General features: G+C 76.0%; 25 protein-coding genes and 1 pseudogene. 18 read left to right on the top strand and 8 right to left on the bottom strand.

From position 1 onward, the window contains the following. Window positions 1-12: 12 nt before the first annotated feature. Complete coding sequence (locus ACWIZO_RS13670; RefSeq protein ID WP_448638217.1) at window positions 13-807, bottom strand: polysaccharide deacetylase family protein; 795 nt, start codon at window positions 805-807, stop codon at window positions 13-15. Between the two features lie 110 nt (window positions 808-917). Beyond that, window positions 918-1463, bottom strand: coding sequence for an isopentenyl-diphosphate Delta-isomerase (gene idi / locus ACWIZO_RS13665; protein WP_448638216.1), 546 nt, complete (start codon window positions 1461-1463; stop codon window positions 918-920). 59 nt (window positions 1464-1522) lie between these two features. On the opposite strand from idi, the gene ACWIZO_RS13660 reads away from it, so the two are divergent. Both ACWIZO_RS13660 and ACWIZO_RS13655 read left to right on the top strand, forming a co-directional pair. Then, on the top strand, window positions 1523-2356 hold the full coding sequence (locus ACWIZO_RS13660; RefSeq protein ID WP_448638215.1) for an alpha/beta fold hydrolase: 834 nt from the start codon (window positions 1523-1525) through the stop codon (window positions 2354-2356). A 70-nt stretch (window positions 2357-2426) separates the two neighbouring features. Then, window positions 2427-3761 (top strand): cytochrome P450, encoded by a 1335-nt coding sequence (locus tag ACWIZO_RS13655; protein WP_448638214.1) that lies wholly within the window; start codon window positions 2427-2429, stop codon window positions 3759-3761. A gap of 7 nt (window positions 3762-3768) precedes the next feature. On the opposite strand, the gene ACWIZO_RS13650 is transcribed toward ACWIZO_RS13655, so the two are convergent. Further along, the gene (locus tag ACWIZO_RS13650) at window positions 3769-4368 is read right to left on the bottom strand and encodes a TetR/AcrR family transcriptional regulator (RefSeq protein WP_448638213.1); all 600 of its coding nucleotides are present in this window, start codon (window positions 4366-4368) and stop codon (window positions 3769-3771) included. Continuing rightward, the gene (paaK, locus tag ACWIZO_RS13645) at window positions 4365-5705 is read right to left on the bottom strand and encodes a phenylacetate--CoA ligase PaaK (RefSeq protein WP_448638212.1); all 1341 of its coding nucleotides are present in this window, start codon (window positions 5703-5705) and stop codon (window positions 4365-4367) included. Before paaK ends, ACWIZO_RS13650 begins: the two co-directional genes overlap by 4 nt. Window positions 5706-5838: 133 nt before the next feature. On the opposite strand from paaK, the gene paaA reads away from it, so the two are divergent. The 13 genes and pseudogenes from paaA to ACWIZO_RS13580 all read left to right on the top strand — a co-directional run bounded on the left by paaA (window position 5839) and on the right by ACWIZO_RS13580 (window position 16748). Continuing rightward, window positions 5839-6795: a 1,2-phenylacetyl-CoA epoxidase subunit PaaA gene (gene paaA / locus ACWIZO_RS13640; protein WP_448638211.1), complete on the top strand. Its 957-nt coding sequence runs from the start codon at window positions 5839-5841 to the stop codon at window positions 6793-6795. Further along, on the top strand, window positions 6785-7153 hold the full coding sequence (gene paaB, locus ACWIZO_RS13635) for a 1,2-phenylacetyl-CoA epoxidase subunit PaaB (RefSeq protein ID WP_446759262.1): 369 nt from the start codon (window positions 6785-6787) through the stop codon (window positions 7151-7153). Before paaA ends, paaB begins: the two co-directional genes overlap by 11 nt. Before the next feature lie 98 nt (window positions 7154-7251). Beyond that, window positions 7252-8163, top strand: a complete 912-nt coding sequence (gene paaC / locus ACWIZO_RS13630; protein ID WP_448638210.1) for a 1,2-phenylacetyl-CoA epoxidase subunit PaaC — start codon at window positions 7252-7254, stop codon at window positions 8161-8163. A 5-nt stretch (window positions 8164-8168) separates the two neighbouring features. Continuing rightward, window positions 8169-8672, top strand: a complete 504-nt coding sequence (gene paaD / locus ACWIZO_RS13625; RefSeq protein WP_448638209.1) for a 1,2-phenylacetyl-CoA epoxidase subunit PaaD — start codon at window positions 8169-8171, stop codon at window positions 8670-8672. Between the two features lie 3 nt (window positions 8673-8675). Further along, the gene (gene paaE, locus ACWIZO_RS13620) at window positions 8676-9752 is read left to right on the top strand and encodes a 1,2-phenylacetyl-CoA epoxidase subunit PaaE (RefSeq protein ID WP_448638208.1); all 1077 of its coding nucleotides are present in this window, start codon (window positions 8676-8678) and stop codon (window positions 9750-9752) included. After that, complete coding sequence (locus ACWIZO_RS13615; RefSeq protein WP_448638207.1) at window positions 9749-10141, top strand: thioesterase family protein; 393 nt, start codon at window positions 9749-9751, stop codon at window positions 10139-10141. The genes paaE and ACWIZO_RS13615 overlap by 4 nt, the downstream gene beginning before the upstream one ends. 120 nt (window positions 10142-10261) lie before the next feature. Next, a complete protein-coding gene (locus ACWIZO_RS13610) occupies window positions 10262-11599 on the top strand; it encodes an MFS transporter (protein ID WP_448638206.1) in 1338 nt (445 codons plus the stop codon). Between the two features lie 184 nt (window positions 11600-11783). After that, entirely contained in the window at window positions 11784-12368 is a 585-nt protein-coding gene (locus tag ACWIZO_RS13605; protein WP_448638205.1) for a helix-turn-helix domain-containing protein, read from the top strand. Next, entirely contained in the window at window positions 12365-13645 is a 1281-nt protein-coding gene (locus tag ACWIZO_RS13600; protein WP_448638204.1) for an MFS transporter, read from the top strand. The genes ACWIZO_RS13605 and ACWIZO_RS13600 overlap by 4 nt, the downstream gene beginning before the upstream one ends. Before the next feature lie 45 nt (window positions 13646-13690). Next, window positions 13691-14809 carry an NAD-dependent epimerase/dehydratase family protein gene (locus tag ACWIZO_RS13595; protein WP_448638203.1) on the top strand — a complete coding sequence of 373 codons (1119 nt, stop codon included), beginning with the start codon at window positions 13691-13693 and terminating at the stop codon, window positions 14807-14809. Between the two features lie 11 nt (window positions 14810-14820). After that, entirely contained in the window at window positions 14821-15471 is a 651-nt protein-coding gene (locus ACWIZO_RS13590; protein WP_448638202.1) for a hypothetical protein, read from the top strand. 101 nt (window positions 15472-15572) lie between these two features. Continuing rightward, window positions 15573-16493, top strand: a pseudogene (locus ACWIZO_RS13585) (DUF222 domain-containing protein); the annotation flags it as partial. Between the two features lie 21 nt (window positions 16494-16514). Beyond that, window positions 16515-16748 carry an HNH endonuclease gene (locus ACWIZO_RS13580; RefSeq protein WP_448642958.1) on the top strand — a complete coding sequence of 78 codons (234 nt, stop codon included), beginning with the start codon at window positions 16515-16517 and terminating at the stop codon, window positions 16746-16748. Between the two features lie 75 nt (window positions 16749-16823). Here the strand turns inward: ACWIZO_RS13580 and ACWIZO_RS13575 are convergent, their stop codons facing one another. Continuing rightward, the gene (locus ACWIZO_RS13575; protein WP_448638201.1) at window positions 16824-17570 is read right to left on the bottom strand and encodes a PaaI family thioesterase; all 747 of its coding nucleotides are present in this window, start codon (window positions 17568-17570) and stop codon (window positions 16824-16826) included. Then, a complete protein-coding gene (locus ACWIZO_RS13570) occupies window positions 17563-18717 on the bottom strand; it encodes an acyl-CoA dehydrogenase family protein (protein ID WP_448638200.1) in 1155 nt (384 codons plus the stop codon). Before ACWIZO_RS13570 ends, ACWIZO_RS13575 begins: the two co-directional genes overlap by 8 nt. A 178-nt stretch (window positions 18718-18895) precedes the next feature. Here ACWIZO_RS13570 and ACWIZO_RS13565 point away from each other — a divergent pair, with 178 nt between their 5' ends. Continuing rightward, window positions 18896-19417 (top strand): STAS domain-containing protein, encoded by a 522-nt coding sequence (locus ACWIZO_RS13565; protein WP_448638199.1) that lies wholly within the window; start codon window positions 18896-18898, stop codon window positions 19415-19417. Window positions 19418-19441: 24 nt separating this feature from the next. On the opposite strand, the gene ACWIZO_RS13560 is transcribed toward ACWIZO_RS13565, so the two are convergent. Continuing rightward, window positions 19442-20296, bottom strand: coding sequence for an aldo/keto reductase (locus tag ACWIZO_RS13560; protein WP_448638198.1), 855 nt, complete (start codon window positions 20294-20296; stop codon window positions 19442-19444). 125 nt (window positions 20297-20421) lie between these two features. Here ACWIZO_RS13560 and ACWIZO_RS13555 point away from each other — a divergent pair, with 125 nt between their 5' ends. Continuing rightward, on the top strand, window positions 20422-21003 hold the full coding sequence (locus ACWIZO_RS13555; RefSeq protein ID WP_446759244.1) for a histidine phosphatase family protein: 582 nt from the start codon (window positions 20422-20424) through the stop codon (window positions 21001-21003). Here ACWIZO_RS13555 and ACWIZO_RS13550 read toward each other — a convergent pair. Then, window positions 20981-22138, bottom strand: coding sequence for an EAL domain-containing protein (locus ACWIZO_RS13550; RefSeq protein ID WP_448638197.1), 1158 nt, complete (start codon window positions 22136-22138; stop codon window positions 20981-20983). The genes ACWIZO_RS13555 and ACWIZO_RS13550 overlap by 23 nt on opposite strands. 88 nt (window positions 22139-22226) lie before the next feature. Between ACWIZO_RS13550 and ACWIZO_RS13545 the strand changes: the two genes are divergently transcribed. Next, window positions 22227-22844: a TetR/AcrR family transcriptional regulator gene (locus ACWIZO_RS13545; protein ID WP_448638196.1), complete on the top strand. Its 618-nt coding sequence runs from the start codon at window positions 22227-22229 to the stop codon at window positions 22842-22844. Window positions 22845-22846: the final 2 nt, after the last annotated feature.

Raw genomic sequence — 22846 nt, 5'->3', positions numbered from 1 at the left:
GACTCCGGCGGGTCAGGCCGGGGCGGACCAGACGTCGGCGAGGGTGACCGTCTGCAGCTGCCGGGTCTCGACCAGCCCCAGGAGCTGGTCGAGGGCGGCGGTGAGCGAGGGCTGGTTGGCGTGGCCGACGACGATCGCCTGCGCGGTGAACCACTGCTCCCCCGCGGCCACCAGCTCGGCCGGGGAGACCACCCGCCCGTCGTCGAAGGTCCCGTTCCACAGCACGGTCGTCGGGTGGCCGAGGTCGGCGGCGATCGCGTCGGTGCGCGCGTCGTGCGACCCGAACGGCGGGCGCCAGAACGGGGTGGCGGTCACGCCGAGCGTGCGGCGCAGGAAGTCCTGGTTGCGGCGCAGCTCCTCGGCGACCTCGGCGTCGGGGAGCGTGGTCACGTCCGGGTGCGACCAGGTGTGGTTGCCGAACGCGACCTGGCCGGACTCGATCAGCGGCCACAGGTCCCGGGCGTTGTCGCCCCACGTCCGGTAGGAGCCGTTGGGGAAGAAGGTCAGCCGGGTGCCGGTCTCCTTCGCCAGGGTGACCAGCGCGGCGACGGCCTCGCCGTTGCTGCCGTCGTCGATGGTCAGCGCCAGGTTGGCGCCCGGTCCCGGCAGCGTGTCGACGACACCGGCCGGCGCGGGGACGGCGACCACGCCGGCCGGTCCGGCCGGCTGCGCGTCGGCGACCGGGACGGGAGCCGGCGGGGGCGCGGCGACGACGGGCTCCGGGGCGGCCAGCGCGGCGGCACCCCGCCCCACCGCCGCGCTGGTCAGACCGGCGGCGAGCAGCAGCAGGAAACCGCGTCGTTCCACGCGCCGGACGCTAGGTCGGCGTCCCCGCGCGCCCCGGTCAGCGACACCACGCGGCTCGCGCGCCCGCCACCGTCCGTGTCTCCCCGGCTACGCCTCCCGCGCGCGGCGGGTCAGGGTGTCGGGACGAGGCCGGCCTGCTCGATGAGCCGGGCCTGCTCGCGGCACCAGGGCGACCACTCGTCGCGCCCGGACGCCTCCTGGCGCCGGCGGAAGGCGGCCCACTCCAGCAGCTCCCACTCCCCGACCTCGCTGGGGTCGGGGGCGGGCGTGCCGGCGAAGCGGCCGACGTAGACCGGGCAGATCTCGTTCTCCACGACGCCGCGGAACTCCGCGCGGTAGCGGTAGCCGGGCAGGGCCGGGCGCAGGCCGGTCACCTGCAGGCCCAGCTCGAAGGACGCGCGGCGGGCGATCGCGGCGTCGTCGTCCTCGTCGGGGCCGGGGTGCCCGCAGACGGTGTTGGTCCACATGCCGGGGAAGGTCTGCTTGTCCTCGGCGCGGCGGGTGACCAGCAGCCGGCCGGCGTCGTCGAAGAGGTAGGCCGAGAACGCGCGGTGCAGGGGCGTCTCCCCGTGGTGCACCAGCGGCTTGGGCATCGTGCCGATCGGGGTCCCGTCGTCGTCGACCAGCACGATCAGCTCCGCCGCGGTCACCGTCACCGGCCCATCCTCCCCGACGGCGGGGGTTCCGGCACCCATGGCCCGGGCAGGGGGAGGGCATGGAGCGGTTCGAACGCGACGGCCTGGTCTTCGACGTCCGCGACGGCGGTCCCCCCGACGGGGAGCCGGTCGTGCTGCTGCACGGCTTCCCGCAGGACTCCTCGGCCTTCGACCGGATGGCCCCGCTGCTGCACGCCGCCGGGCTGCGCACGCTCGCGCCCGACCAGCGCGGGTACAGCCCCGGGGCCCGGCCGCGCGGGCGGTCGGCGTACCGGCTGCGGGAGGTGGTAGGCGACGTCCTGGCGCTCCTGGACGCCGCCGGGCTGGGCAGCGCGCACGTCGTCGGCCACGACTGGGGCGGCCTGGTCGGCTGGGCGCTCGGCGCCTGGCACCCGGAGCGCGTGCGCACGCTGACCTCGCTGTCGGTGCCGCACCCGGCCGCCCTCGGGCGGGCGGTGCTGACCAGCGACCAGGGGCTGCGCTCGACCTACGTCGCCGCCTTCCAGGTGCCGGTGCTGCCCGAGCGGCTGCTGCTGGCCCGCGACGGCGACCTGCTGCGGCGGCTGCTGGAGAGCAGCGGGGTGCCCGGGGACGCGGCCGCCCGCTACGTCACGCGCATGAGCCGGCCGGGGGCGCTGTCCTGCGCGCTGGCCTGGTACCGCGCGATCCCCCTCGCCGTGCGCGACACCGTGGGCCGGGTGACCGTGCCGACCCTGCACGTGTGGAGCACCGGCGACGTCGCCCTCGGCCGCGCCGCCACCGAGCGGACCCGCGACCACGTCGCCGCGCCCTACCGGCTCGAGGTGCTCGAGGGCGTGCCGCACTGGATCCCGGAGGTGGCCGCCGAGCGCACCGCCGAGCTCGTCGTCGGCCACGTCCGCGGCGGGGCCTGACCGGGCCTCCCCGCGGGGCCGCCGTGGGGAGGCCTTGTCCCGCCACCGGGCCGACACGACACTGCCGGCCATGAGCGCCGTCCGGCTGCCGCCCGAGGACACCCTGGCCCTCGTCGACCCGGCGGCCTACGAGCAGGGGCCGCCGTTCGGGCTGCTGCGCCGGCTGCGCGCGGAGGCGCCGGTGACCTGGGTCGAGGAGCCGGCACTGCACGGCCAGCCCGCGGGCCCGGGGTTCTGGCTGGTGCTCCGGCACGCCGACGTGGAGCGGGTGCTGCGCGACCCGGTGACCTTCTCCTCGTGGCTGGGCGCGACCCAGGTCCGCGACGCGGCGGACCTGGCGTGGGTGCGCCGGATGATGCTCAACACCGACCCGCCCGACCACTCCCGGCTGCGGCGCCTGCTGTCCCGGTCGTTCACGCCGCGCGCGGTGGCCGCCCTGACCGCGTCGATCGAGGCGACGGCGGCGGGCCTGGTCGACCGGGTGGTCGGCGGCGCCGCCGAGGGCCGGTGCGACTTCGCCAAGGACCTCGCCGCCGACCTGCCGTTGCTGACCCTCGCCGACGTCCTGGGGGTGCCGGCCGAGGACCGCTGGCTGCTGTTCGACTGGTCCAACCGGGTGATCGGCTGGCAGGACCCCGACTACGCCACCTCGGCCGCCTTCGACGGCACCGGCGGGACGGCGATGGCCCGGGAGGCGCTGGCGCTGCGGCCGGCGCCGGGACCCGACGGGCGGATGCCCGACCCCCGCACCCGCGCCGGCATGCCCGACCTCTACGCCTACGCCCGCCTGCTGGCCGAGGAGAAGCGCCGCTCCCCCGGCTCCGACGTCATGTCGGTCCTGCTGGCCCAGGTCGACGAGGACGGCGGGCAGGTGAGCGCCGAGGAGTTCGAGAACCTCTTCTGGCTGTTCGCCGTCGCCGGCAACGAGACGCTGCGCAACGGCCTGCCGGGCGGGCTGATCGCGCTGCTCGAGCACCCCGACCAGCTGGCCGCGCTGCGCGCCGACCCCGCGCTGCTGCCCGGCGCGGTGGAGGAGCTGCTGCGCTGGTGGACGCCGGTCATGGTGTTCCGGCGCACCGCGACGACGGACGCCGACCTCGCCGGCGTCCGCGTCCGGGCCGGGGACAAGGTCGTCGTCTCCTTCACCTCGGCCGACCGGGACGAGGCGGTGTTCGACGAGCCCGACCGGTTCGACGTCCGCCGCTCCCCCAACCCGCACCTGGCCTTCGGCCACGGGCCGCACTTCTGCCTCGGCGCGCAGCTGGCCCGCGTGCAGGTGCGGGCGCTGTTCGCCGAGCTGCTGCGCCGGACCCGCTCCGTCGAGCCCGACGGGCCCCCGGCGCTCCTGCGGTCGAACTTCCAGCGCGGGGTCAAGCGGCTGCCGATCCGCTGGACCGCCGCCTGAGGCCGGCTCAGGAGCGGGCCCGCAGCCCCCCGAACGTGGTGGCGACCAGCGCGTCGGCGAGGTCGTCGGCGGACAGGCTGCCGCCGGGGCGGTACCACTCGGTCAGCGAGTTGACGGTGCCGAACAGCAGCCGGCTGGTGACGGCGGGGTCGACGTCGGGACGCACGTCGCCCTCCTCCTCCGCGGCGCGCACGAGGTCGGTGACGACGCGGTCGAACTCGCGGCGCCGCCCGAGCGCGGCCTCCTCCACCGGGGAGTTGCCGCGCACCCGCAGCAGCAGGGTGACGAACGGCAGCTCGGCGGCGAGCACCCGGACCGAGCCGCGGACGACGTGCTCGAGGCGGTCGATCGCGCGCCCGCCCACCGCCTGCGGCTCCTCGGTGACGGCGAACAGCGCGTCCAGCGCCCGGTCGAGGGCCAGCCGCAGCAGCTCGACCTTGCTCGGCACGTGGTGGTAGATCGCCGACTTGGTGATCCCCAGGCGCGCGGCGAGCTCCTCCATGCTCGTGGCGTCGTAGCCGCGCTCGTTGAACAGCGCGACCGCGACGTCGAGCAGCGAGTCCAGGGAGTGCCCGGGCCGGCCCCGGCGGACCCGCACCTCCGTCACGGGCGGTCCCGGTGGTCGACCAGGCGCTGCAGCTTGCCCATCGACCGCGGCAGCGTCTCCGGGTCGACGACGAGCACCTCGACGCTGGTCCCGACGGTGTCTTTGACGCCCTTGGCGACCTCGGCGGCGGCGGCCGGGCGCCGGTCGGGCGGGCAGTCGGGACGGGCCTCGATCCGGACGACGAGGTGGTCGAGCCGCCCGTGCGTGGTCAGCTCCAGCGCGAAGTGCGGCGCCAGGCCCGGCGTGCGCAGCACGACCTCCTCGATCTGGGTCGGGAAGAGGTTCACGCCGCGCAGGATGATCATGTCGTCGGTGCGGCCGGTGACCTTCTCCATCCGCCGCATCCCCGGCCGCGCCGTCCCGGGCAGCAGCCGGGTGAGGTCACGGGTGCGGTAGCGGACGACCGGCATGGCCTCCTTGGTCAGCGAGGTGAACACCAGCTCGCCGACCTCGCCCTCGGGCAGCACCTCGCCGGTGATCGGGTCGATGACCTCCGGGTAGAAGTGGTCCTCCCAGACGTGCAGGCCGTCCTTGGTCTCCACGCACTCCTGCGCGACACCGGGGCCCATCACCTCCGACAGCCCGTAGATGTCGACGGCCTGGATGTCGAGGCGCTCCTCCATCTCGCGGCGCATCTGCTCGGTCCAGGGCTCGGCGCCGAAGACGCCGATCTCCAGCGAGCTCGCGCGCGGGTCGAGCCCCTGCTTCTCGAACTCGTCGATGACGGTGAGCATGTAGGAGGGCGTCACCATGATGATCCGCGGCCGGAAGTCGGTGATCAGCTGCACCTGCCGCGGCGTCATGCCGCCGGAGACCGGGACGACCGTGCAGCCGAGCGCCTCCGCGCCGTAGTGGGCGCCCAGGCCGCCGGTGAACAGGCCGTAGCCGTAGGCGTTGTGCAGCACGTCGCCCGGCCGCCCGCCCGCCGCCCGGATGGAGCGGGCCATCGCGGTGGCCCAGGTGGCGAGGTCGCGCTCGGTGTAGCCGACGACGGTGGGCCGGCCGGTGGTGCCGGAGGACGCGTGGATGCGCCGCACCTGCTCCTGCGGGACGGCGAACATGCCGAAGGGGTAGTTCTCCCGCAGGTCGGCCTTGCTGGTGGTGGGGAACCGCGCCAGGTCGGCGAGCTCGCGGCAGTCGTCGGGGTGCACGCCGGCGTCGTCGAAGGCGCGCCGGTAGTGCGGCACGTTCTCGTAGGCGTGCCGCAGCGACCACCGCAGCCGCTCGAGCTGCAGCGCCCGCAGCTCGTCGACCCCCATCCGCTCGGCCGCGTCGAGGCTGCCGGGGTCGGGCGCCGTCCCCAGCCGCCGGGTGCTCTCACCGGTCGCCGTCGTCATCGGTGCCTCCTCGTGGCTGGGCTGTCCGTGGGCCGCTCGTGGCTGCTCGTGGGGCCGTGTCCTTGTGCCGCGCGGCCTCGTCGGGCACACTATTACCGACCGCACGGTCAGTAAATAGCTGAGGGGAGACCCGATGTCCGCGCCGACGTTGGACCGGCCCGCCGACGAGGCCGCGCTGCAGGCGGGGTTCGACGCCACCATCGCCGCCGACCGGCGCGTCGAGCCGCGCGACTGGATGCCCGAGGGCTACCGGAAGACGCTCATCCGGCAGATCGCCCAGCACGCCCACTCGGAGATCATCGGGATGCAGCCCGAGGGCGACTGGCTGCTGGCGGCGCCGAGCCTGCGCCGCAAGGCCGTGCTGCTGGCCAAGGTGCAGGACGAGGCGGGGCACGGCCTGTACCTGTACTCCGCGGCCGAGACCCTCGGCGCCGACCGGGCCGACCTCACCGACAAGCTCATCGAGGGCCGGCAGAAGTACAGCTCGATCTTCAACTACCCCACGCTGACCTACGCCGACGTCGGCGTCATCGGCTGGTTCGTCGACGGCGCGGCGATCTGCAACCAGGTGCCGCTGTGCCGCTCCTCCTACGGGCCCTACGCCCGGGCGATGATCCGCATCTGCAAGGAGGAGTCGTTCCACCAGCGGCAGGGCTACGAGCTGCTCATGACGATGGTGCGCGGCACCGAGGAGCAGCGGGCGATGGTGCAGGACGCCGTCGACCGCTGGTGGGCGCCCTCGCTGATGATGTTCGGCCCGCCCGACGACGACAGCCCCAACTCGGCGCAGTCGATGGCCTGGGGCATCAAGCGGCACAGCAACGACGAGCTGCGCCAGCGCTACGTGGACATGACCGTCCCGCAGGCGCAGGTGCTCGGCGTGACGCTGCCCGACCCGGACCTGGCCTTCGACGAGGAGACCGGGCACTGGCGGTTCGGCGCGATCGACTGGGCCGAGTTCAAGCGCGTCATCAGCGGCGACGGCCCGGCCAACGCCGAGCGGATCGCCCGGCGGCGGGCGGCGCGCGACGACAACGCCTGGGTGACCGAGGCGGCCACGGCGTACGCGGAGAAGCACCGTGACCGGTGACCTGACCAGCGAGGGCGGGCACGGCGCCGTCCCCACCGGCCCCGAGGTGCCGGTGGAGCCCCGGCGCCCGGCCGTGCGGCGCGACTGGCCGCTCTACGAGGTGTTCGTCCGCGGCAAGCGCGGGCTCAACCACGTGCACGTCGGGTCGCTGCACGCCCCCGACGACGAGATGGCCGTGCACGCCGCGCGCGACCTCTACACCCGCCGCAACGAGGGCGTGAGCATCTGGGTGGTGAGAGCCGCCGACATCACCGCGTCGAGCCCCGACGAGAAGGACCCGATGTTCGCCCCCAGCGGCGACAAGGTCTACCGCCACCCCACGTTCTACGAGATCCCCGAGAACGTCCCCCACATGTGAGAGGACCCCCTCTCCCCCCACCACCCTCGTACCTCGGGCGGCGGGGCCCTGAGAGGGGGCCTTCCGGCCCACCGTCACGAAGCAAGGAGCGTTCCGTCGTGGCTCACGAGGAGACCGTGTACGACGCGTTGGCGAACGCGCACGACGACGCGGGGCACTGGGCGTTCGGCACCGGCTTCGACGACCCGCTGGCCGGCGTCGACACGACCGTGCCCGACGGCGTCGAGCCCGCCGACCTGGGTGCCTACTGCCTGATGCTGGGCGACGACGCCCTCGTGCTCGCGCAGCGGCTGACCCAGTGGATGACCAACGCGCCCGAGCTGGAGGAGGAGGTCGCGATCGGCAACACCGGCCTGGACCTGCTCGGCCAGGCCCGGCTGCTGCTGGCCCGCGCCGGCTCGGTCGGCGTCCTGGGCCGGTCCCGCGACCTGGCGACGGCGAGCATCCCCGACGAGGACGCCCTGGCCTACTTCCGCGACGCCGACGAGTTCCGCAACACCGGCCTGGTCGAGGCGGAGAACGGCGACTTCGCCCGGACGATGGTCCGGCTGCTGGTGGCCTCGACCGTGCGGCTGGCGGTGTTCGCCCGGCTGCGCGAGTCGCGGGACCCGGTGCTCGCCGCCATCGCGGCCAAGGGCGTCAACGAGCTGGCCTACCACCGCGACCACGCCGCCCGCTGGGTGCTGCGCCTCGGCGACGGCACCGCGGAGTCGCACCGCCGCGCGCAGGACGGCGTCGACGCGGTGTGGCCGCTGCTGGCCGACCTGTTCACCGCCACCGACGTCGAGGCGCGGCTGGCCGCGGCCGGGGTCGCCGTCGACCCCGCCGACGTCCGCGGCGAGGTGCGCGACGTGCTGGCCACCGTGCTGGAGCGCGCGACGCTCCGGGTGCCGGAGGAGCCCGCCGGCGCACCGCCCCGGGGTCGCCTCGGCGAGCACGGCCCGGAGCTGGCCGAGCTGCTCGCCACCCTGCAGGGGCTGGCCCGGCAGCACCCGGCGGCGACCTGGTGAGCGCCGTGGGGACCGCTGGCGACCCCCGGGCGGTGGCCGGGACGGTCACCGACCCGGAGCTGCCGATGCTCACCCTCGCCGACCTCGGCGTCCTGCGCGACGTGCGCACCGGGGACGACGGCACCGTGGTCGTCGAGATCACGCCCACCTACAGCGGCTGCCCGGCGATGGGCGTCATGCGCGCCGACCTGCTGCACGCCCTGCACGCGGCCGGCTTCGACCGCGTCGAGGTGCGCACCGTCCTCTCCCCCGCCTGGTCGACCGACTGGATCAGCGCCGAGGGCCGCCGCCGGCTCGCCACCGCCGGCATCGCCCCGCCCGGCCGCGCACCGGTGCGGCCTGCGGGGCCGGTCCCGCTGCAGCTGGGCCCGACCCGCCGGACGGCGTCCTGCCCGCTGTGCGGTTCCGCCGACACCGAGGAGCTCAGCGAGTTCGGCGCCACCGCCTGCAAGGCACTGCGCCGCTGCCGCAGCTGCCGCGAGCCGTTCGAGCACGTCAAGGAGATCTGACCGATGAGTGCGCCCGCCCGCCGCCGTCCGCGGTTCCACCCGCTCCGGGTCGCGAGCGTCGAGCGGCTGACCGACGACGCGGTCGCGGTCACCTTCGACGTCCCCCCGGAGCTGGCCGAGGACTACGCGTTCCGGCCGGGCCAGGCGCTCACCCTGCGGCGGGTCGACGGCGACCGCGACGAGCGCCGCTCCTACTCCATCTGCGCGCCGGTCGGCGCACCGCCGCGGGTCGGCGTCCGCGAGGTGCCCGGCGGCTTCTTCTCCTCCTACCTCGTGCACGAGGTGCGGCCCGGCGACGAGGTCGAGGTGCTGCCGCCGTCGGGCACCTTCACCGCCGACCTGTCCGTGCCCGCCGACCACGTCTTCGTCGTCGCCGGCTCCGGCATCACCCCGGCGCTGTCGCTGGCCGCGAGCGTCCTGCGCGACGGCGAGTCGACCGTCACCGTCTTCTACGGCAACCGGCGGACCAACACGGTGATGTTCGCCGACGAGCTTGCCGACCTGAAGGACCGCCACGGTCCCCGCCTGCAGCTGGTGCACGTGCTCTCCCGCGAGCCGCGCGACGCCGAGCTGACCAGCGGCCGGCTCGACGGCGACCGGCTCCGCACCCTGGTCGGCGCCTTCGTCGACGTCGGGCACGTCGACCACTGGTGGCTGTGCGGCCCGCACGGGATGGTCACCGACGCCCGCGACCTGCTCACCGAGCTCGGCGTGCCGGCGCAGCGGGTGCACCAGGAGCTGTTCTACGTCGACGACGTCCCGCCGCAGCCGGTCCGCGGCGACGACCAGACCGTCGCCGGCCCGAGCAGCCAGGTCACCGTGGTCCTCGACGGCCGCGCCACCACGCTGGCCCTGCCCCGCGACGAGCCCGTGCTGGACTCCGCCCAGCGGGTGCGCTCCGACCTGCCCTTCGCCTGCAAGGGCGGGGTCTGCGGCACCTGCCGGGCCCGGGTCACCGACGGCGAGGTCGAGATGCGGCGCAACTACGCGCTCGAGCGGGAGGAGGTCGAGGCCGGCTACGTCCTCACCTGCCAGACCCTGCCGCTGTCGGACGCCGTCACCGTCGACTTCGACGCGTGACCCCGATCCCGCCCGGGGAGACCGCCGTCCTCGACGTCGTCGTCACCGAGGCGATGACCGTCCGGTTCGACGAGCTGGGCCCCGTGCACCCGGTGTACGCGACCTACACGATGGCCCGGCACTTCGAGGAGGCCGGCCGCAAGCTGCTGCTGGCGCACCTCGAGCCCGGCGAGGAGGGCATCGGGACGGCGGTGTCGGTCGAGCACCTCGCGCCGGCCTGGGTGGGCGACCGCGTCCGGGTCACCGCCCGCTGCACCGGGGCGGACGGGGGCCGGGTGACCTGCGCGCTGGAGGCCCTCGACGCGGCCGGCCGGGTGCTCGGCCGCGGCACGACCGGGCAGGCCGTGCTGCCGGCCGACGTCGTGGCCGCCCGGCTGCGCCGGGGCTGACCTCACCGCTCCCGGGCGGTGACCTCGTCGGAGGCGGTCGGGGCCACGCCGGCGACCGTAGCCCCGCACGACCGGTCGTCCCGCGTGTCCGGACGATCCCCGGGGGTACCGCCCGCGCCCGTGAGCACCGATGCCGCGCCCCCCACGCTGACCCGGGCCCAGCGGCTCGACCGGCTGCCGTTCACCCGCGAGCACGGCCGGCTCGTGGTCGGCTCCGGCCTCGGCTGGGCGCTGGACGCCATGGACGTCGGCCTCATCTCCTTCGTCATGGCCGCGCTCGCCGTCCAGTGGTCGCTCACCCCCACCGAGCTGTCCTGGATCGGCTCCATCGGCTTCGTGGGCATGGCGCTGGGCGCCACCCTCGGCGGCCTGCTCGCCGACCGGGTCGGCCGCCGCTCGGTCTTCGCGCTCACCCTGCTGGTGTTCGGCGTGGCCACCGGCGCGGCTGCGCTGGCGTGGTCGGTGGCGGCGCTGCTGGTGTTCCGCTTCCTCATCGGGCTGGGCCTGGGCGCGGAGCTGCCGGTCGCCTCCACGCTGGTCAGCGAGTACGCGCCGGCCCGGCTGCGCGGCCGGGTGGTGGTGGCGCTCGAGGCGTTCTGGGCGGTCGGCTGGCTGCTCGCCGCGCTGATCGGCTACCTCGTCGTCCCCCGCAGTGACGCCGGCTGGCGGTGGGCGCTGGCGCTGGGCGCCGTCCCGGCGCTCTATGCCGTGGTGGTGCGCCGCGGCCTGCCCGAGTCGGTGCGCTTCCTGGAGCTGCGCGGCCGCCACGACGAGGCGGAGACGGCGGTGCGGCGCTTCGAGACCGCCGCCGGCGTCGTCCCGGAGCCGGCGGCGGCGCACCCCGGCCTCCCCGCCCCGACCCCCCGCGCGTCCGGCCTGTGGGCGCCGGGCACCCGCGGGCGGACGGCGGCGCTGTGGACGGTCTGGTTCGGCATCAACTTCGCCTACTACGGCGCCTTCATCTGGCTGCCCACACTGCTGGTCGCCTCGGGCTTCTCGCTGGTCCGCTCGTTCGGCTTCACACTGCTCATCACGCTGGCCCAGCTGCCCGGGTACGCGGCGGCGGCCGTGCTGGTCGAGCGGTGGGGACGGCGGCCGACGCTCGTGGTCTTCCTGCTCGGCTCGGCGCTCGGTGCCGCGCTGTTCGCCCAGGCGGCCGGCGACACCGCCGTCCTGGCCACCGGGATGGTCCTGTCCTTCTTCAACCTCGGCGCGTGGGGCGCGGTCTACGCCGTGACGCCGGAGGTCTACCCGACCGCGCTGCGGGGCACCGGGGCGGGCGCCGCCGCGGGGTTCGGCCGGATCGCCTCGATCGCCGCGCCGCTGTGCGTGCCGCCGCTGCTGGACGCCGGCGGCACCGGTCTGGTGTTCGGCGTCTTCGCGGCCGCCTTCGTCCTGGCCGCCGTCGGCTCCTGGGCACTGCCCGAGCGCCGCGGGGAGGCACTCGACGCTCACTGACGCCTCCGCTCCTCCATCCCCCCGTGATCGCCGGGACCCAGCGACCGGCTGCCACCACCTCCCCGTGATGATCGGCGACCGGTGGGTCCCGTCGGCGCGTTCCCCGACCACGTGGCGATGATCACGCTCGGCAGTGTGCAGAGAAGTCTTTGCAAAGGGTCTTTTGCACAGTTAGCCTCCCGGTGTGTCGACGGAGGAGCTCCCCGCCGAGGCGGTCGACGTCAGCGACCCGCGGGTCCTGCGCGCGGTCGCCCACCCGCTGCGCGCGTCCCTGCTGGGGTTGTTGCGCGCTGAGGGCCCCTCGACCGCCTCCCGGCTCGGCCAGCGACTGGGTGAGAGCAGCGGCAGCACCAGCTACCACCTGCGGCAGCTGGCCGGGTTCGGCCTGGTCGAGGAGGTACCGGGCGAGGGCACCGGCCGGGAGCGGTGGTGGCGGGCGCGGCACCGCAGCACCCGCTGGTCCACCGAGGAGGTGGTGGCCCGGCCGGGTGGCCGCGAGGTGGTCGAGGAGCTGACCCACCAGAGCCTGGCCGTCCAGCGCCGGCTGCTGGCCGCGCACGCCGAGCAGCGCGAGCGGCTCGACGAGGCCTGGCGCGACGCCACCTCGCTCAACGACTGGGCACTGCACCTCTCCCCCGCCGCCGCCGGGGAGCTGGTCGACGAGCTCAACGCCGTCGTGGCGCGGTGGCGCGCCGAGCGCGAGGAGCCCGGGCAGCCGCTGGTGCACGTGCTGCTCGACCTGTTCCGGCTGACCGAGTACCCGTCGTGATCGGCGTCCGCTCCGCCACCCGCCGCTTCGTCGGGCTGACCGCGCTGCACTGGCTGCCGGTGGGCCTGAGCGCGCCGGTGACCGTGCTGTTGGCCTCCTCGCGCGGCCTGTCCCCCGCTGACGTCGGAGTGGTGCTCGCCGTCTACTCGACCGTGGTCCTGGTGCTCGAGCTGCCCACCGGCGGGCTCGCCGACGCGGTCGGCACCCGACCGGTGCTCGTCGCCTCCGGACTGCTGTCCACGGCCGGCCTGCTGGCGGTCGCGGCCGCCGACGACCTGGCCGGCTTCGCCCTCGCCGAGGCGTTGCGGGCCGTCGGCCGGGCGCTGAACTCCGGACCCCTGGAGGCCTGGTACGTCGACGCCGTGCGTGCCGCCGACCCGGACGCCGACGTGACCCCGGGCCTGTCCCGGGCCGGGGCGGCCGACGGCGCGGGCCTGTGCGTGGGCGCCGTGCTGGGCGGCCTGCTGCCCCTGCTGGCCGACGGCTCCGGCGACGCGGTCCTGGTCCTGCCGATCCTGCTCGCCGCGGCGCTGTCGCTGGTGTCGGCCGCCGCGGTCGCGCTGCTCGTCGTCCCGCTCGGCACCGCCCGCACGTCGGGGGCCGCCGCACTGCGCGCCGGGCTGCGGACGGCGCCCGCCGTCGTCCGCGACACGGGCCGGCTGGTGGCCCGCGACCAGATGCTGCGGCGCGTGCTGGCGATCTCGGCCCTGGTCGGGACGGTGCTGAGCACCCTCGAGCTGCTCGGCCCACTGCACGCCGCCGACCTCACCGACAGTCTGACCCGTGGGTCGGCGGTCTTCGGCGTGGTGATGGCGGTGTCGTTCGCGGCAGCCGGTGCGGGCGCCCTGCTGGCGCCGGCCGCGCGCCGAGCGGCCCGCGGGTCCGCGGCGGCCGGGAGCGCGGCGCTCGCCGTCCTCGGCGCCGCGGCGGTCGCGGCCGTCCCGCTCGGTGGGCCGGTGGTCCTGGGGTGCCTGTTCGCCGTCTTCTACACCGCCAACGCGGCCTCCTGGCCGCTGTGGAAGGCGGTGCTGCACGGGCGGGTGGGCGCCGGGCAGCGGGCGACCGCGCTGTCGGCGTCCTCGTTGGCGCTGCAGGTCGGTGCGCTCGGCGGCACCCTGGGGCTCGCGCGGCTGGCCGGGGCTGCGGGCACCGGCGCGGGCTTCCTCGCCGTGTCCGGCGCACTCCTGCTGGTGGCGGTGGTCTCCCTCGGTCTGCGTCCCGGAGACCGGGCGGCGGCGCACGCCGACCCGGCACCGGGCGTCGTCCCGGCCCCGTGACGGGGCTCCCTGGTTGCCGTCCGATGCTGCGGGTAGCGCCTCGACATGGCTGATCTCCCCCGCGACCACCTCAAGGGCCTGAAGGTCGCCGTCACCGGCGCCAGCGGCAACGTCGGGACGGCCCTGCTGCGGCGGCTGACCGCGCCGGGCAGCGGCGTGGCCGAGGTCCGCGGGCTGGCCCGCCGGCAGCCGCCCGACACGGCTCCCTACGACGCGGTGACCTGGTACCACGCCGACCTCGGCGAGACCGCCAGCGAGCAGGCGCTCACGAACCTGCTCGAGGGCGTCGACGCCGTCGTCCACCTCGCCTGGGCGCTGCAGCCGGGGCGCAAGCCCGACCAGCTGCACAGGGCCAACGTCGACGGCACCCGCCGGGTGGTGCGGGCGGCGGTCGCCGCGGGCGTGCAGCACGTGGTGCACATGTCCTCCCTGGGCGCCTACGCCGCGGGCGGCGGCGCCCGGCCGGTCACCGAGGACTGGCCCACCACCGGCATCCCGTCGTCGCAGTACAGCCGGCAGAAGTCCGAGGCCGAGCGGGTGGTCCGCGAGGTGGTGGGGCGCAAGCGGGACGTCACGCTGACCGTCGTCCGGCCGACGCTGGTGCTCCAGCCCGAGGCCGCCAGCGAGATCGGCCGCTACTTCCTCGGGCCGCTGCTGTTCGCCGCCGCCCGGCTCGTGCCGGGCCAGGTGGCCTCCCTGCTGCCCCTGCCGCTGCCCTCGGTGCACGTGGGCTTCGTCCACGCCGACGACGTCGCCGACGCGATCACCCGGATGCTCGACCGCCGCGCCCCCGGCCCGTTCAACCTCTCCGCCGACCCGGCCCTCGACGCCGACGGCATCGCCCGGGCCCTGGGCACCGTGCGGATCCCGGTGCCGGCCGTGGCGCTGCGGACGGGACTGTCGGCGGCCTTCCACGCCCACCTCGTGCCGACCGAGCCGGGCTGGCTCGACCTCGGCCTGCAGTCGCCGGTGCTCGAGACCGCCCGCGCCCGCACCCAGCTCGACTGGCACCCGGCGCACCGCGGCGACGACGTCCTGCGCCAGTTCGTGGCCGCCCTCGGCCAGGGCGACGGCGGCCCCGGCCCGCTGCTGTCGGCGACCGGCGGCCGCGAGCACGACCCGGGCGGCGACCCCTCCAACGTGCCGAACCGCCGCCCGGACTGATTCGCGCCGGCGTGCCGGCACCGCACCCGCTGGCCGCGCTGCTCGTCGGCGCGGCCGGCGGCAGGTTCCCGCCCGCCGACGGCGGGTGGAGCCGGGTGCCGCCGTGGCGGTCCGGGCTGGAGGCGGTCGTGGCGTTCACCGGGCACGCCGTCCTCGCGCTGGACCCCGACCGTGACGACGCCCGGCTGCGCGCTCTCGGCGTCGACGGGGTCGGCGGCACGCACCACCCGCGCGTGCTCACCGCGCTGGCAGGCGTCGACGGGTGGATCGACAGCCTCGACGCGCTGCTCGTCGCCCGCGGCACCGGCCGCGGCGGTCCGCTGGTCGAGCGTCCGGACCTGTGCGGCCACCCGCGGGTGGCGTTCGCGACGGCACTGCGCGACGACGTCCGGGTGCTGGGGTGGCCGGACCGCGACCGGTCGGCCGTCGCGGTGCTGGGTGCCGGCATCGCGGGGCTGAGGGAGTTCAGCGTCGAGCTGGAGCCGGCACGGCGGGGCCACGGTGAGGGCACGGCCCTCGCGTCGGCGGTGCTCGACGCGGTGCCGGAGGGCGAGCCCGTCGTGGCGGCCGTGGCTCCGGGCAACGCCGCCAGCCTGCGCGCCCTGCTGCACGCCGGCGCGGTCCCGGTGGCCTCCGTCCAGCTGTTCCGCCGGTCGGCCTGACGGAGGTCGCGCGGCCTCGAGGGGCCGGACGGATCTGTGGACAGGCCTTTGACCAGGGGATTCGGGCTGTGGGAACCTGCGGATCGAGCTAGACTTCGTACATGTGTTCGGATGAGTGGAGCAGTGGAGACGTCCTCGACGACGTCGCCGCGCTGGTCGCCGAGCGCAACCGGATCGACGCCCTGCTCGCCCGCCGGGTACGCGAGGCGGAGCTGTCGCAGGCGCCCGAGCGCGACGGGCTGAAGAGCACGGCCTCGTGGCTGCGGGGGCACTGCCGGCTCTCGGCCGCCGCGGCCGCCCGGCTCGTGGGCAACGGCCGGGTGCTCGAGCACCTGCCGGCACTGGCCGAGGCCCACGACGCCGGACTGGTCACCGCCGAGCAGGTGACGATCGCTGCGACCGCGCTGACACCGCAGCGCCTGCAGGCCGCCGCCGAGCAGGGGGTGGACCTGGCGGTCATCGACGCCGTGCTCACCGGCGTGGCCGTCGAGCACCCATACGCCGACCTCCTCGCCGCGGTGCGGCACTAGCTGGCCGACCTCGACCCCGACGGCCTCGAACCCGACGCCACCGGGGGGCGGCGGCTGACCATCGTCAAGCACGCCGACGGAACGCTCACCATCCGCGGCGAGCTCGACCCGGTCGGCGGGGAGAAGGTGCAGGCCGCGCTGGAGTCCCACGTGCAGGCCGACCGCCCCGCCGGGGACGACCGCTGTCGCGCCCAGCGGCTGGGGGATGCCCAAGTGCAGCTGTGCGACAACCGGCTGGCGTCCGGGTCGCTGCCGGTGCTGCGCACCGTCAAGCCGCACGTCGCGGTCGTGATCGACCTCGACGACCTGGCCGACCCCACCACCGGCCCGGCCACCGCGCGGATGGGGTTCGGCGCGGTCATCTCCGCCGCCCGCGCCCGCTGGATCGCCTGCGACGCCACCGTCTCCCGGGTCGTCATGGGCCCCGACGGCGCACCCATCGACCTCGGCCGGGAACAGCGGGTCGCCGACCGCCACCTGCGCCGCGCGGTCGAGCTGCGCGACGGCGGCTGCGTGTTCACCGGCTGCGACGCCCCCACCTGGTGGGCGGAGGTGCACCACCTGGTGCACTGGCTCGACGGCGGCCCCACCAACCTGGACAACTCCGCCCTGCTGTGCGAGCGGCACCACACCAAGGTCCACCACGGCTTCCGCGTCGAACGACGACCCGACGGCCGCTGGCGCACCTGGCGACCCGACGGCACCGAGATCCGCACCGGACCACGCCTGCTGCAACCCGCCGCCTGACGTCCCGGCCACCCCGAGCACGCCCGTGTACCCGCCCGCTGGTCCAGCGGACGGGCCCGCGGGCGTGCGCGCTGCTCAGCCGTCGGAGGACGACGTCCAGGCGCCGACCGGGCGGTCCATGTGCGCGAACACGCTGGCCGCCCGCTCCGGGCGCAGGGCGACGAACAGGCCGTCGGCCTCGGCGAGCACGGTGTCCGGGTCGTCCTCGGTCACCAGCCGGGCCGTGGCGGTGGTGCGCCGGCCGGAGCTCTCCCCCATCTCGGCCGACAGCAGCAGCGGGACACCCAGGCGCACCGGACGGCGGTACCGGACGGTCAGCGTGGCGGTGAGCCCGCCACGGCCGGCGGCACGGACGGCGCGGGCCAGGACGTGGTCGAGCAGGGTGGCCACCACCCCGCCGTGCACGAGCCCTGGCGGGCCCTCGTGCGCCTTGCCCACGGTGACCCGGCCGGTCGCCGTCCCGTCCGGGGTGTCGGTGGCCACCAGCGGCGGCGCCACCGGGCTGCCCGGGCCGTACACCGGGCTGTACCAGCGCTCACCGGTGTCCGGGTCGTCGACCCGGGCGACCTCGTGCAGCTCGCGGCCGTGCGCCCGCAGCCGGGCGGTGAGCTCCCGCGCGGCCGCGGCGACGTCGGCCAGCTCGTCCTCGGCCACCTCGGTGCGGACGGCGGCGTCGACCAGGTCGCGCAGCGCCTCGCCCAGCTCCCCGACCGCGATCCGGCGCCCGGCCCGCTCGTCCGGTGACGTGCCGGGACGGCCCTCCTGCGGGGCTCCGTCGCGAGCGCCGGGGAGGAGCGGGGAGCCGGAGGGTCCGTCAGCCACGCGGCATGCCGGCGGCGCGGAGCAGACCGCTGCCGATGATCACGCGCTGCACCTCGCTGGTGCCCTCGTAGAGCCGGTAGAGCCGGGCGTCGCGGTAGAAGCGCTCGACCGGCGTCGTCCGCAGGTAGCCCAGCCCGCCGTGCACCTGCACCGCCCGGTCGACCGCGCGGCCGACCATCTCGCTGCAGAACAGCTTGGCCGACGACGGGCCGATCGAGGTGTCCTCGCCGGAGTCGTAGCGGGCGGCCACCTCGCGCACCATCGCCCTCCCCGCCAGCAGCTCCGCGTGCACGTCGGCGATGAGGGCCTGCACCAGCTGGAAGCGGCCGATCGGCGCACCACCCTGCTTGGCGGAGGCGGCGTAGGCCACCGACTCGTCGAGCACCCGCTGCGCCATGCCGACGCACAGCGCCGCGATGTGCAGCCGGCCGCGGGAGAGGACGGTCAGCGCCTTGGCGTACCCGCGGCCCTCCTCCCCGACCAGGGCGTCGGCCGGCACGTGGACGTCGTCGAAGAACACCTCCGAGGTCCAGGCGCCCGACTGCCCCATCTTCTTGTCCTTCGCGCCCAGCGAGACGCCGGGCGCGTGCGCGTCGACGACGAAGCTGGAGATGCCGCGCCCGCCCTGCTGCTCGGGGTCGGTGCGGGCGAAGACGACGAACAGGTCGGCCAGCGGCGCGTTGGTGATGTAGCGCTTGGCGCCGTTGATCACCCAGCCGTCGCCGTCGCGGCGGGCGGCCGTGCGCAACCCGGCGGGGTCGGAGCCGGCCTCGGCCTCGGTGAGGGCGAAGGAGCCGATCAGCTCGCCGGCGGCCAGCCGCGGCAGGTACGTCTTCTTCTGCTCCTCGCTGCCGAACCGGGCGATCACCTGGCCGGCGATGCCGTTGTTGGTGCCGAACAGCGAACGGAACGCCGGCGTCGTGTAGCCGAACTCGAAGGCCAGCTCGACGTCCTCGCGCATGTCGACGCCGAGGCCGCCGTACTCCTCGGGCAGGGCGTAACCGAACAACCCCATCTCGGCGGCCGCGCCGCGCAGCTCCTCGGGGATGCGGTCGTCGAGGTCGATCTCCTCCTCGCGCGGGACCACCACCTCCCGCACCAGCCGGCGCACCGCGTCCCGGATCAGCGTGAAGTCCTCGGCGTCCACGCCCCCATGGTGACGCCTGGCGCACCAGGGTGCCGACACGGGTCCACCCGGGCCGGGCACCGCGCTCCCGGAGCGGTCCGCTACTGGATGACCACTCCCCGTTGTGATGACGGGGGTTCGGGGTTAGCGTCGAACACGGCGCCCGAACCCGCGACGCCGCGAACTCTCCGGAGTCCCCGTGCACCTCCACGTCGCCGTCGTCCCCGCCCCCGACCAGGTCGTCGTCCGCCTCACCGGCGACGCCGGCCGTCCCACGCTGCCCCGCCTCGTCCCCGCCCTGACGCGGGCCGCCGGCCACGGGACCACCAGCGTGGTCGTCGACGTCGCCGGGGCGCGCTTCCGCGACCGGAGCGCGCTGCAGGCCCTGGCCGGGTTCAGCGACGCCATGGCCGCGTCCGGGCGCTGCTGCCGGGTGGTCGGCGCCCCCGCGGTGACCCGGCGGCTGGTCACCGAGACCGGGCTGGCCGAGCACCTGGAGCTGGACGGGCCGCTGACCGGGCAGGACCCGGTGCGGCCGAGGCCGCGGCCCCGCCCGGCCCCCGAGGCGCCGGCGGTGGCGACGGCGACGGCGACGGCGTGGCTCACCCCACCGTGGGAGGAGGTGCCGGCCGCGCGTCCGCGGCCGGCACCCGACGACCTGCCCGCGGCGCACGACACGGCCCACCCGGACGTGACCGTCCCCCGGGACCGCCGGCGCTGAGGAGCCCCGCCTCCGGGTCCTCCCTCAGGCGAGGGCGTCGAGGCGCGCGACGTCCTCGTCGGAGAGGGTCAGCGTCGCCGCGCCCATGTTCTCCGTCAGGTGGTCGACCGACTTGGTGCCGGGGATGGGCAGGACCACCGGCGACTTCTGCAGCAGCCACGCCAGAGCGACCTGCGCCGGGGTGGCGTCGAGCTCACGGGCGATGTCGGCCACCGGGCTGTCCGGAGCGGCCAGGTCCCCCGTGGCGATCGGGAACCACGGGATGAAGGCGATGCCGTGCTCCGTGGCGGAGTCGAGGACGTCCTGCGACTGCCGGTTGGTCAGGTTGTAGAGGTTCTGCACGCTGACGACGTCGACGATCTGGCGGGCCTGCTCGAGCTCGGCCACCGACACCTCCGAGACGCCGATGTGGCGGACCTTGCCCTCGTCCTGCAGCTCCCGGAACGCGCCGAGCTGGTCGGCCAGCGGGACGTCGGGGTCGATGCGGTGCAGCTGGATGAGGTCGATGCGCTCCACGCGCAGGTGCCGCAACGACAGCTCGACCTGCTGCTTGAGGTAGGCGGGGCGGCCCACCGGCGTCCAGATGCCCGGGCCCTGGCGGGTCAGGCCGGCCTTGGTCGCGATGACCAGGCCCTCCGGGTAGGGGTGCAGCGCCTCGGCGATGAGCTGCTCGCTGACGAGGGGGCCGTAGGAGTCGGCGGTGTCGATGAGGTCGACGCCCTGCTCGACGGCGGCCCGCAGGACGGCGAGGGCGCCGTCGCGGTCGGCCGGCTCGCCCCAGACGCCGGGGCCGGGCAGCTGCATGGCGCCGTAGCCGAGCCGGTGGACGGGCAGGTCCCCGCCGATGGCGAAGGTGTCGGTCAGTGCGGCCGTGGTCATCGACCCTCCCGGGTGCGCGCCCGGAGCCGGGCGCCCCGGGGTCTCTCCGGGGCAGCACACCGCCAGGGGGGATGCTTCCCGGCGTCCCCCGATGTGAGCGGCGACACGGACGACAGGAGGCGGCGGTGGGCGAGATCGTCGTGCTGCGGCACGGACAGACCGAGTGGAGCCGCAGCGGCCAGCACACCAGCGTGACCGACGTGCCACTGCTGCCCGAGGGCGAGGAGCGGGCCCGGCAGCTCGCCCCCACCCTGGCGCGGCGCTCGTTCGCCGAGGTGTGGGTCAGCCCGCGCCAGCGGGCCCGGCGCACCGCGGAGCTCGCCGGGCTGACGGCCACCGCGGTCGACGAGGACCTCGTCGAGTTCGACTACGGCGGCTACGAGGGCCGCACCACCGCCGAGATCAGCGAGGAGCTCGGCCGGCCGTGGTCGGTGTGGCGCGACCCCGTCGTCCCCGGGGAGTCCCCCGGGGAGTCGGTGGACGACGTCGGCCGGCGGGTGGACCGGGTGCTGGAGCGGGCCCGGGCGAGGCTGGACGACGGCGACGTCGCGCTGGTGGCCCACGGGCACGTGCTGCGGGTGCTCACCGCGCGCTGGCTGGGGCTCGACCCCGAGGCGGGGGCGCTGTTCGCGCTGCCGGCCGGCGCCTACGGCGTCCTGGGGCACGAGCACGCGCGGCCGGTGCTCACGGGGTGGGGACTGGACTGAGCTCCTCGTCCTCGCGCCGGTGGGCCGGCGGCGCGGCCGGGCGGCCGAACAGCCAGCCCTGGGCGAGGTCGGCGCCGAGCGCGGCCACCTCCGCGGCGGCCTGCTCGGTCTCCACGCCCTCCGCCACCACCACCGCGCCGAGGCGGTGGGCGTGCCCGGCCACCGTGCGCACCACCGCCCGGGCGCCGTCGTCGGGCAGCGCCGACACCAGCGCCCGCCCGAGCTTGACGACGTCGGGCCGGACGACGTCGAGCAGGGAGCGGCTCGACCACCCGGCGGCCACCTCGTCGAGGGCCACCCGCCAGCCGTGGGCCCGGTAGGACTCGAGCACGGCCAGCAGGTGCCCGCGGTCGGTGACGGCGGCCCGCTCCCCCACCTCGAGCACGAGCTGCCGCGGCCGCAGCCCGGCCAGCTCCAGCGCCTCGGCGGTGCTGGCGAGGTCGGCGTCGGGCCGCAGCACGGAGGTGGGGTGGGTGTTGACGAACAGGTCGGCCCCGCCGATCCACCCGGCGGCCCCGGCGATGGCGCACTCGCGGCCCACCCGGTCCAGCCGCGGCAGCCACCCGGCGGAGTCGGCGACGAAGAACAGGTCGCCGCCGTCGATCGTGCGGCCGTCGGAGTCGCCGCGCAGCAGCGCCTCGTGCCCGACGACGGCCCGGCCGGTGAGCTCGACGATCGGCTGGTAGGCCGACCACAGCTCCGCCTCGGCCAGGACCCCGACCTCGGCGGTGATCCCCCGCCGGGCCAGCTCGGCGGCCAGCGTCGGGGCGGTGAGCAGTCCGGTGGCCAGCGCCGTGTACTCGTCGGCGGGGTCGGTGGCCACCCGCACCGCCTCGGCCTCCGCGCCGGTCAGCTCGCGGGAGAGCCGGTCGAACAACCGCTCCACGCCGAGGCCGTCGCGCTCGTCGAGCAGGTCCAGCAGGCCGGGGGCGGCGAACACCGACAACCCGACCGCGCGGGCCACGGCGGCCACGGCCGGCAGCACGTGCTCCTGCTCCGTCGCCAGCAGGACCCGGGTCGCGACGTCGGGCAGGACCCACTCCTCGCGCCGCCGCGCTGCGCCGATCGTGCTCACCACGCGCAGCAGGATGGCCGACCCGGCCGGCCGGGCCGGGCAGGCGCGCGGCAGGCCCACGGAGCGGTCGCCGGGACCGGGACGGACCGGTACTCCTCGCGCGACGCGGACCGCCGTCCACGGCCCTCCCAGGCCCTAGGGTGCGCGCATGTCCTCCGCAGTCATCGCCGACCCGCCGCCCCGCGCCGGCCGCGGGGGCCGTCCGCGGGATCCCAGCCGCGACGACGTCATCCGGGCGGCCATCCTGCGGCTGCTCGGCGACGTCGGCTACAGCGCGCTGACGATGGACGCCGTCGCCGCGGAGGCCGGTGTCGGCAAGGCGACGATCTACCGCCGCTGGCGCACCAAGCAGGAACTCGTCGTCGACACCGTCTCCGAGGTCAACCGGGCCTGGACGATCGCCGCCGACACCGGGTCGCTGGAGGGCGACCTGCGCTCGCTGGTGCACCGGATGGTCGAGATGATGGCCAGCCCGGTCGGCGCGGCCACCCGCTCGCTGCTGGCGGCCATGCAGTACGAGCCGGCGCTGATCGAGGCGTTCCGGGAGGGGCCGCTGGCGGTCTGGCGGCGGGCCTACGACCAGACCTGGCTGCGGGCGCAGGCCCGCGGCGAGGTGGGGCCGGGGCTGCCGGGGTCGATCCCGGCCGAGGCGAGCACCGCGCTGTTCGTGCAGCGCTGGCTGGTCACCCGCGAGCCGGTGGACGCCGCCTACGCCGACGCGGTGCTCGAGACGGTGGTCCTGCCCCTGGTGCGCCGGACCGGCTGAGG

This window comes from Geodermatophilus sp. URMC 63, assembly GCF_053502565.1.
Note: the sequence above shows the minus strand (reverse complement) of the source record. Positions and strands in the feature narration are given on the sequence as shown.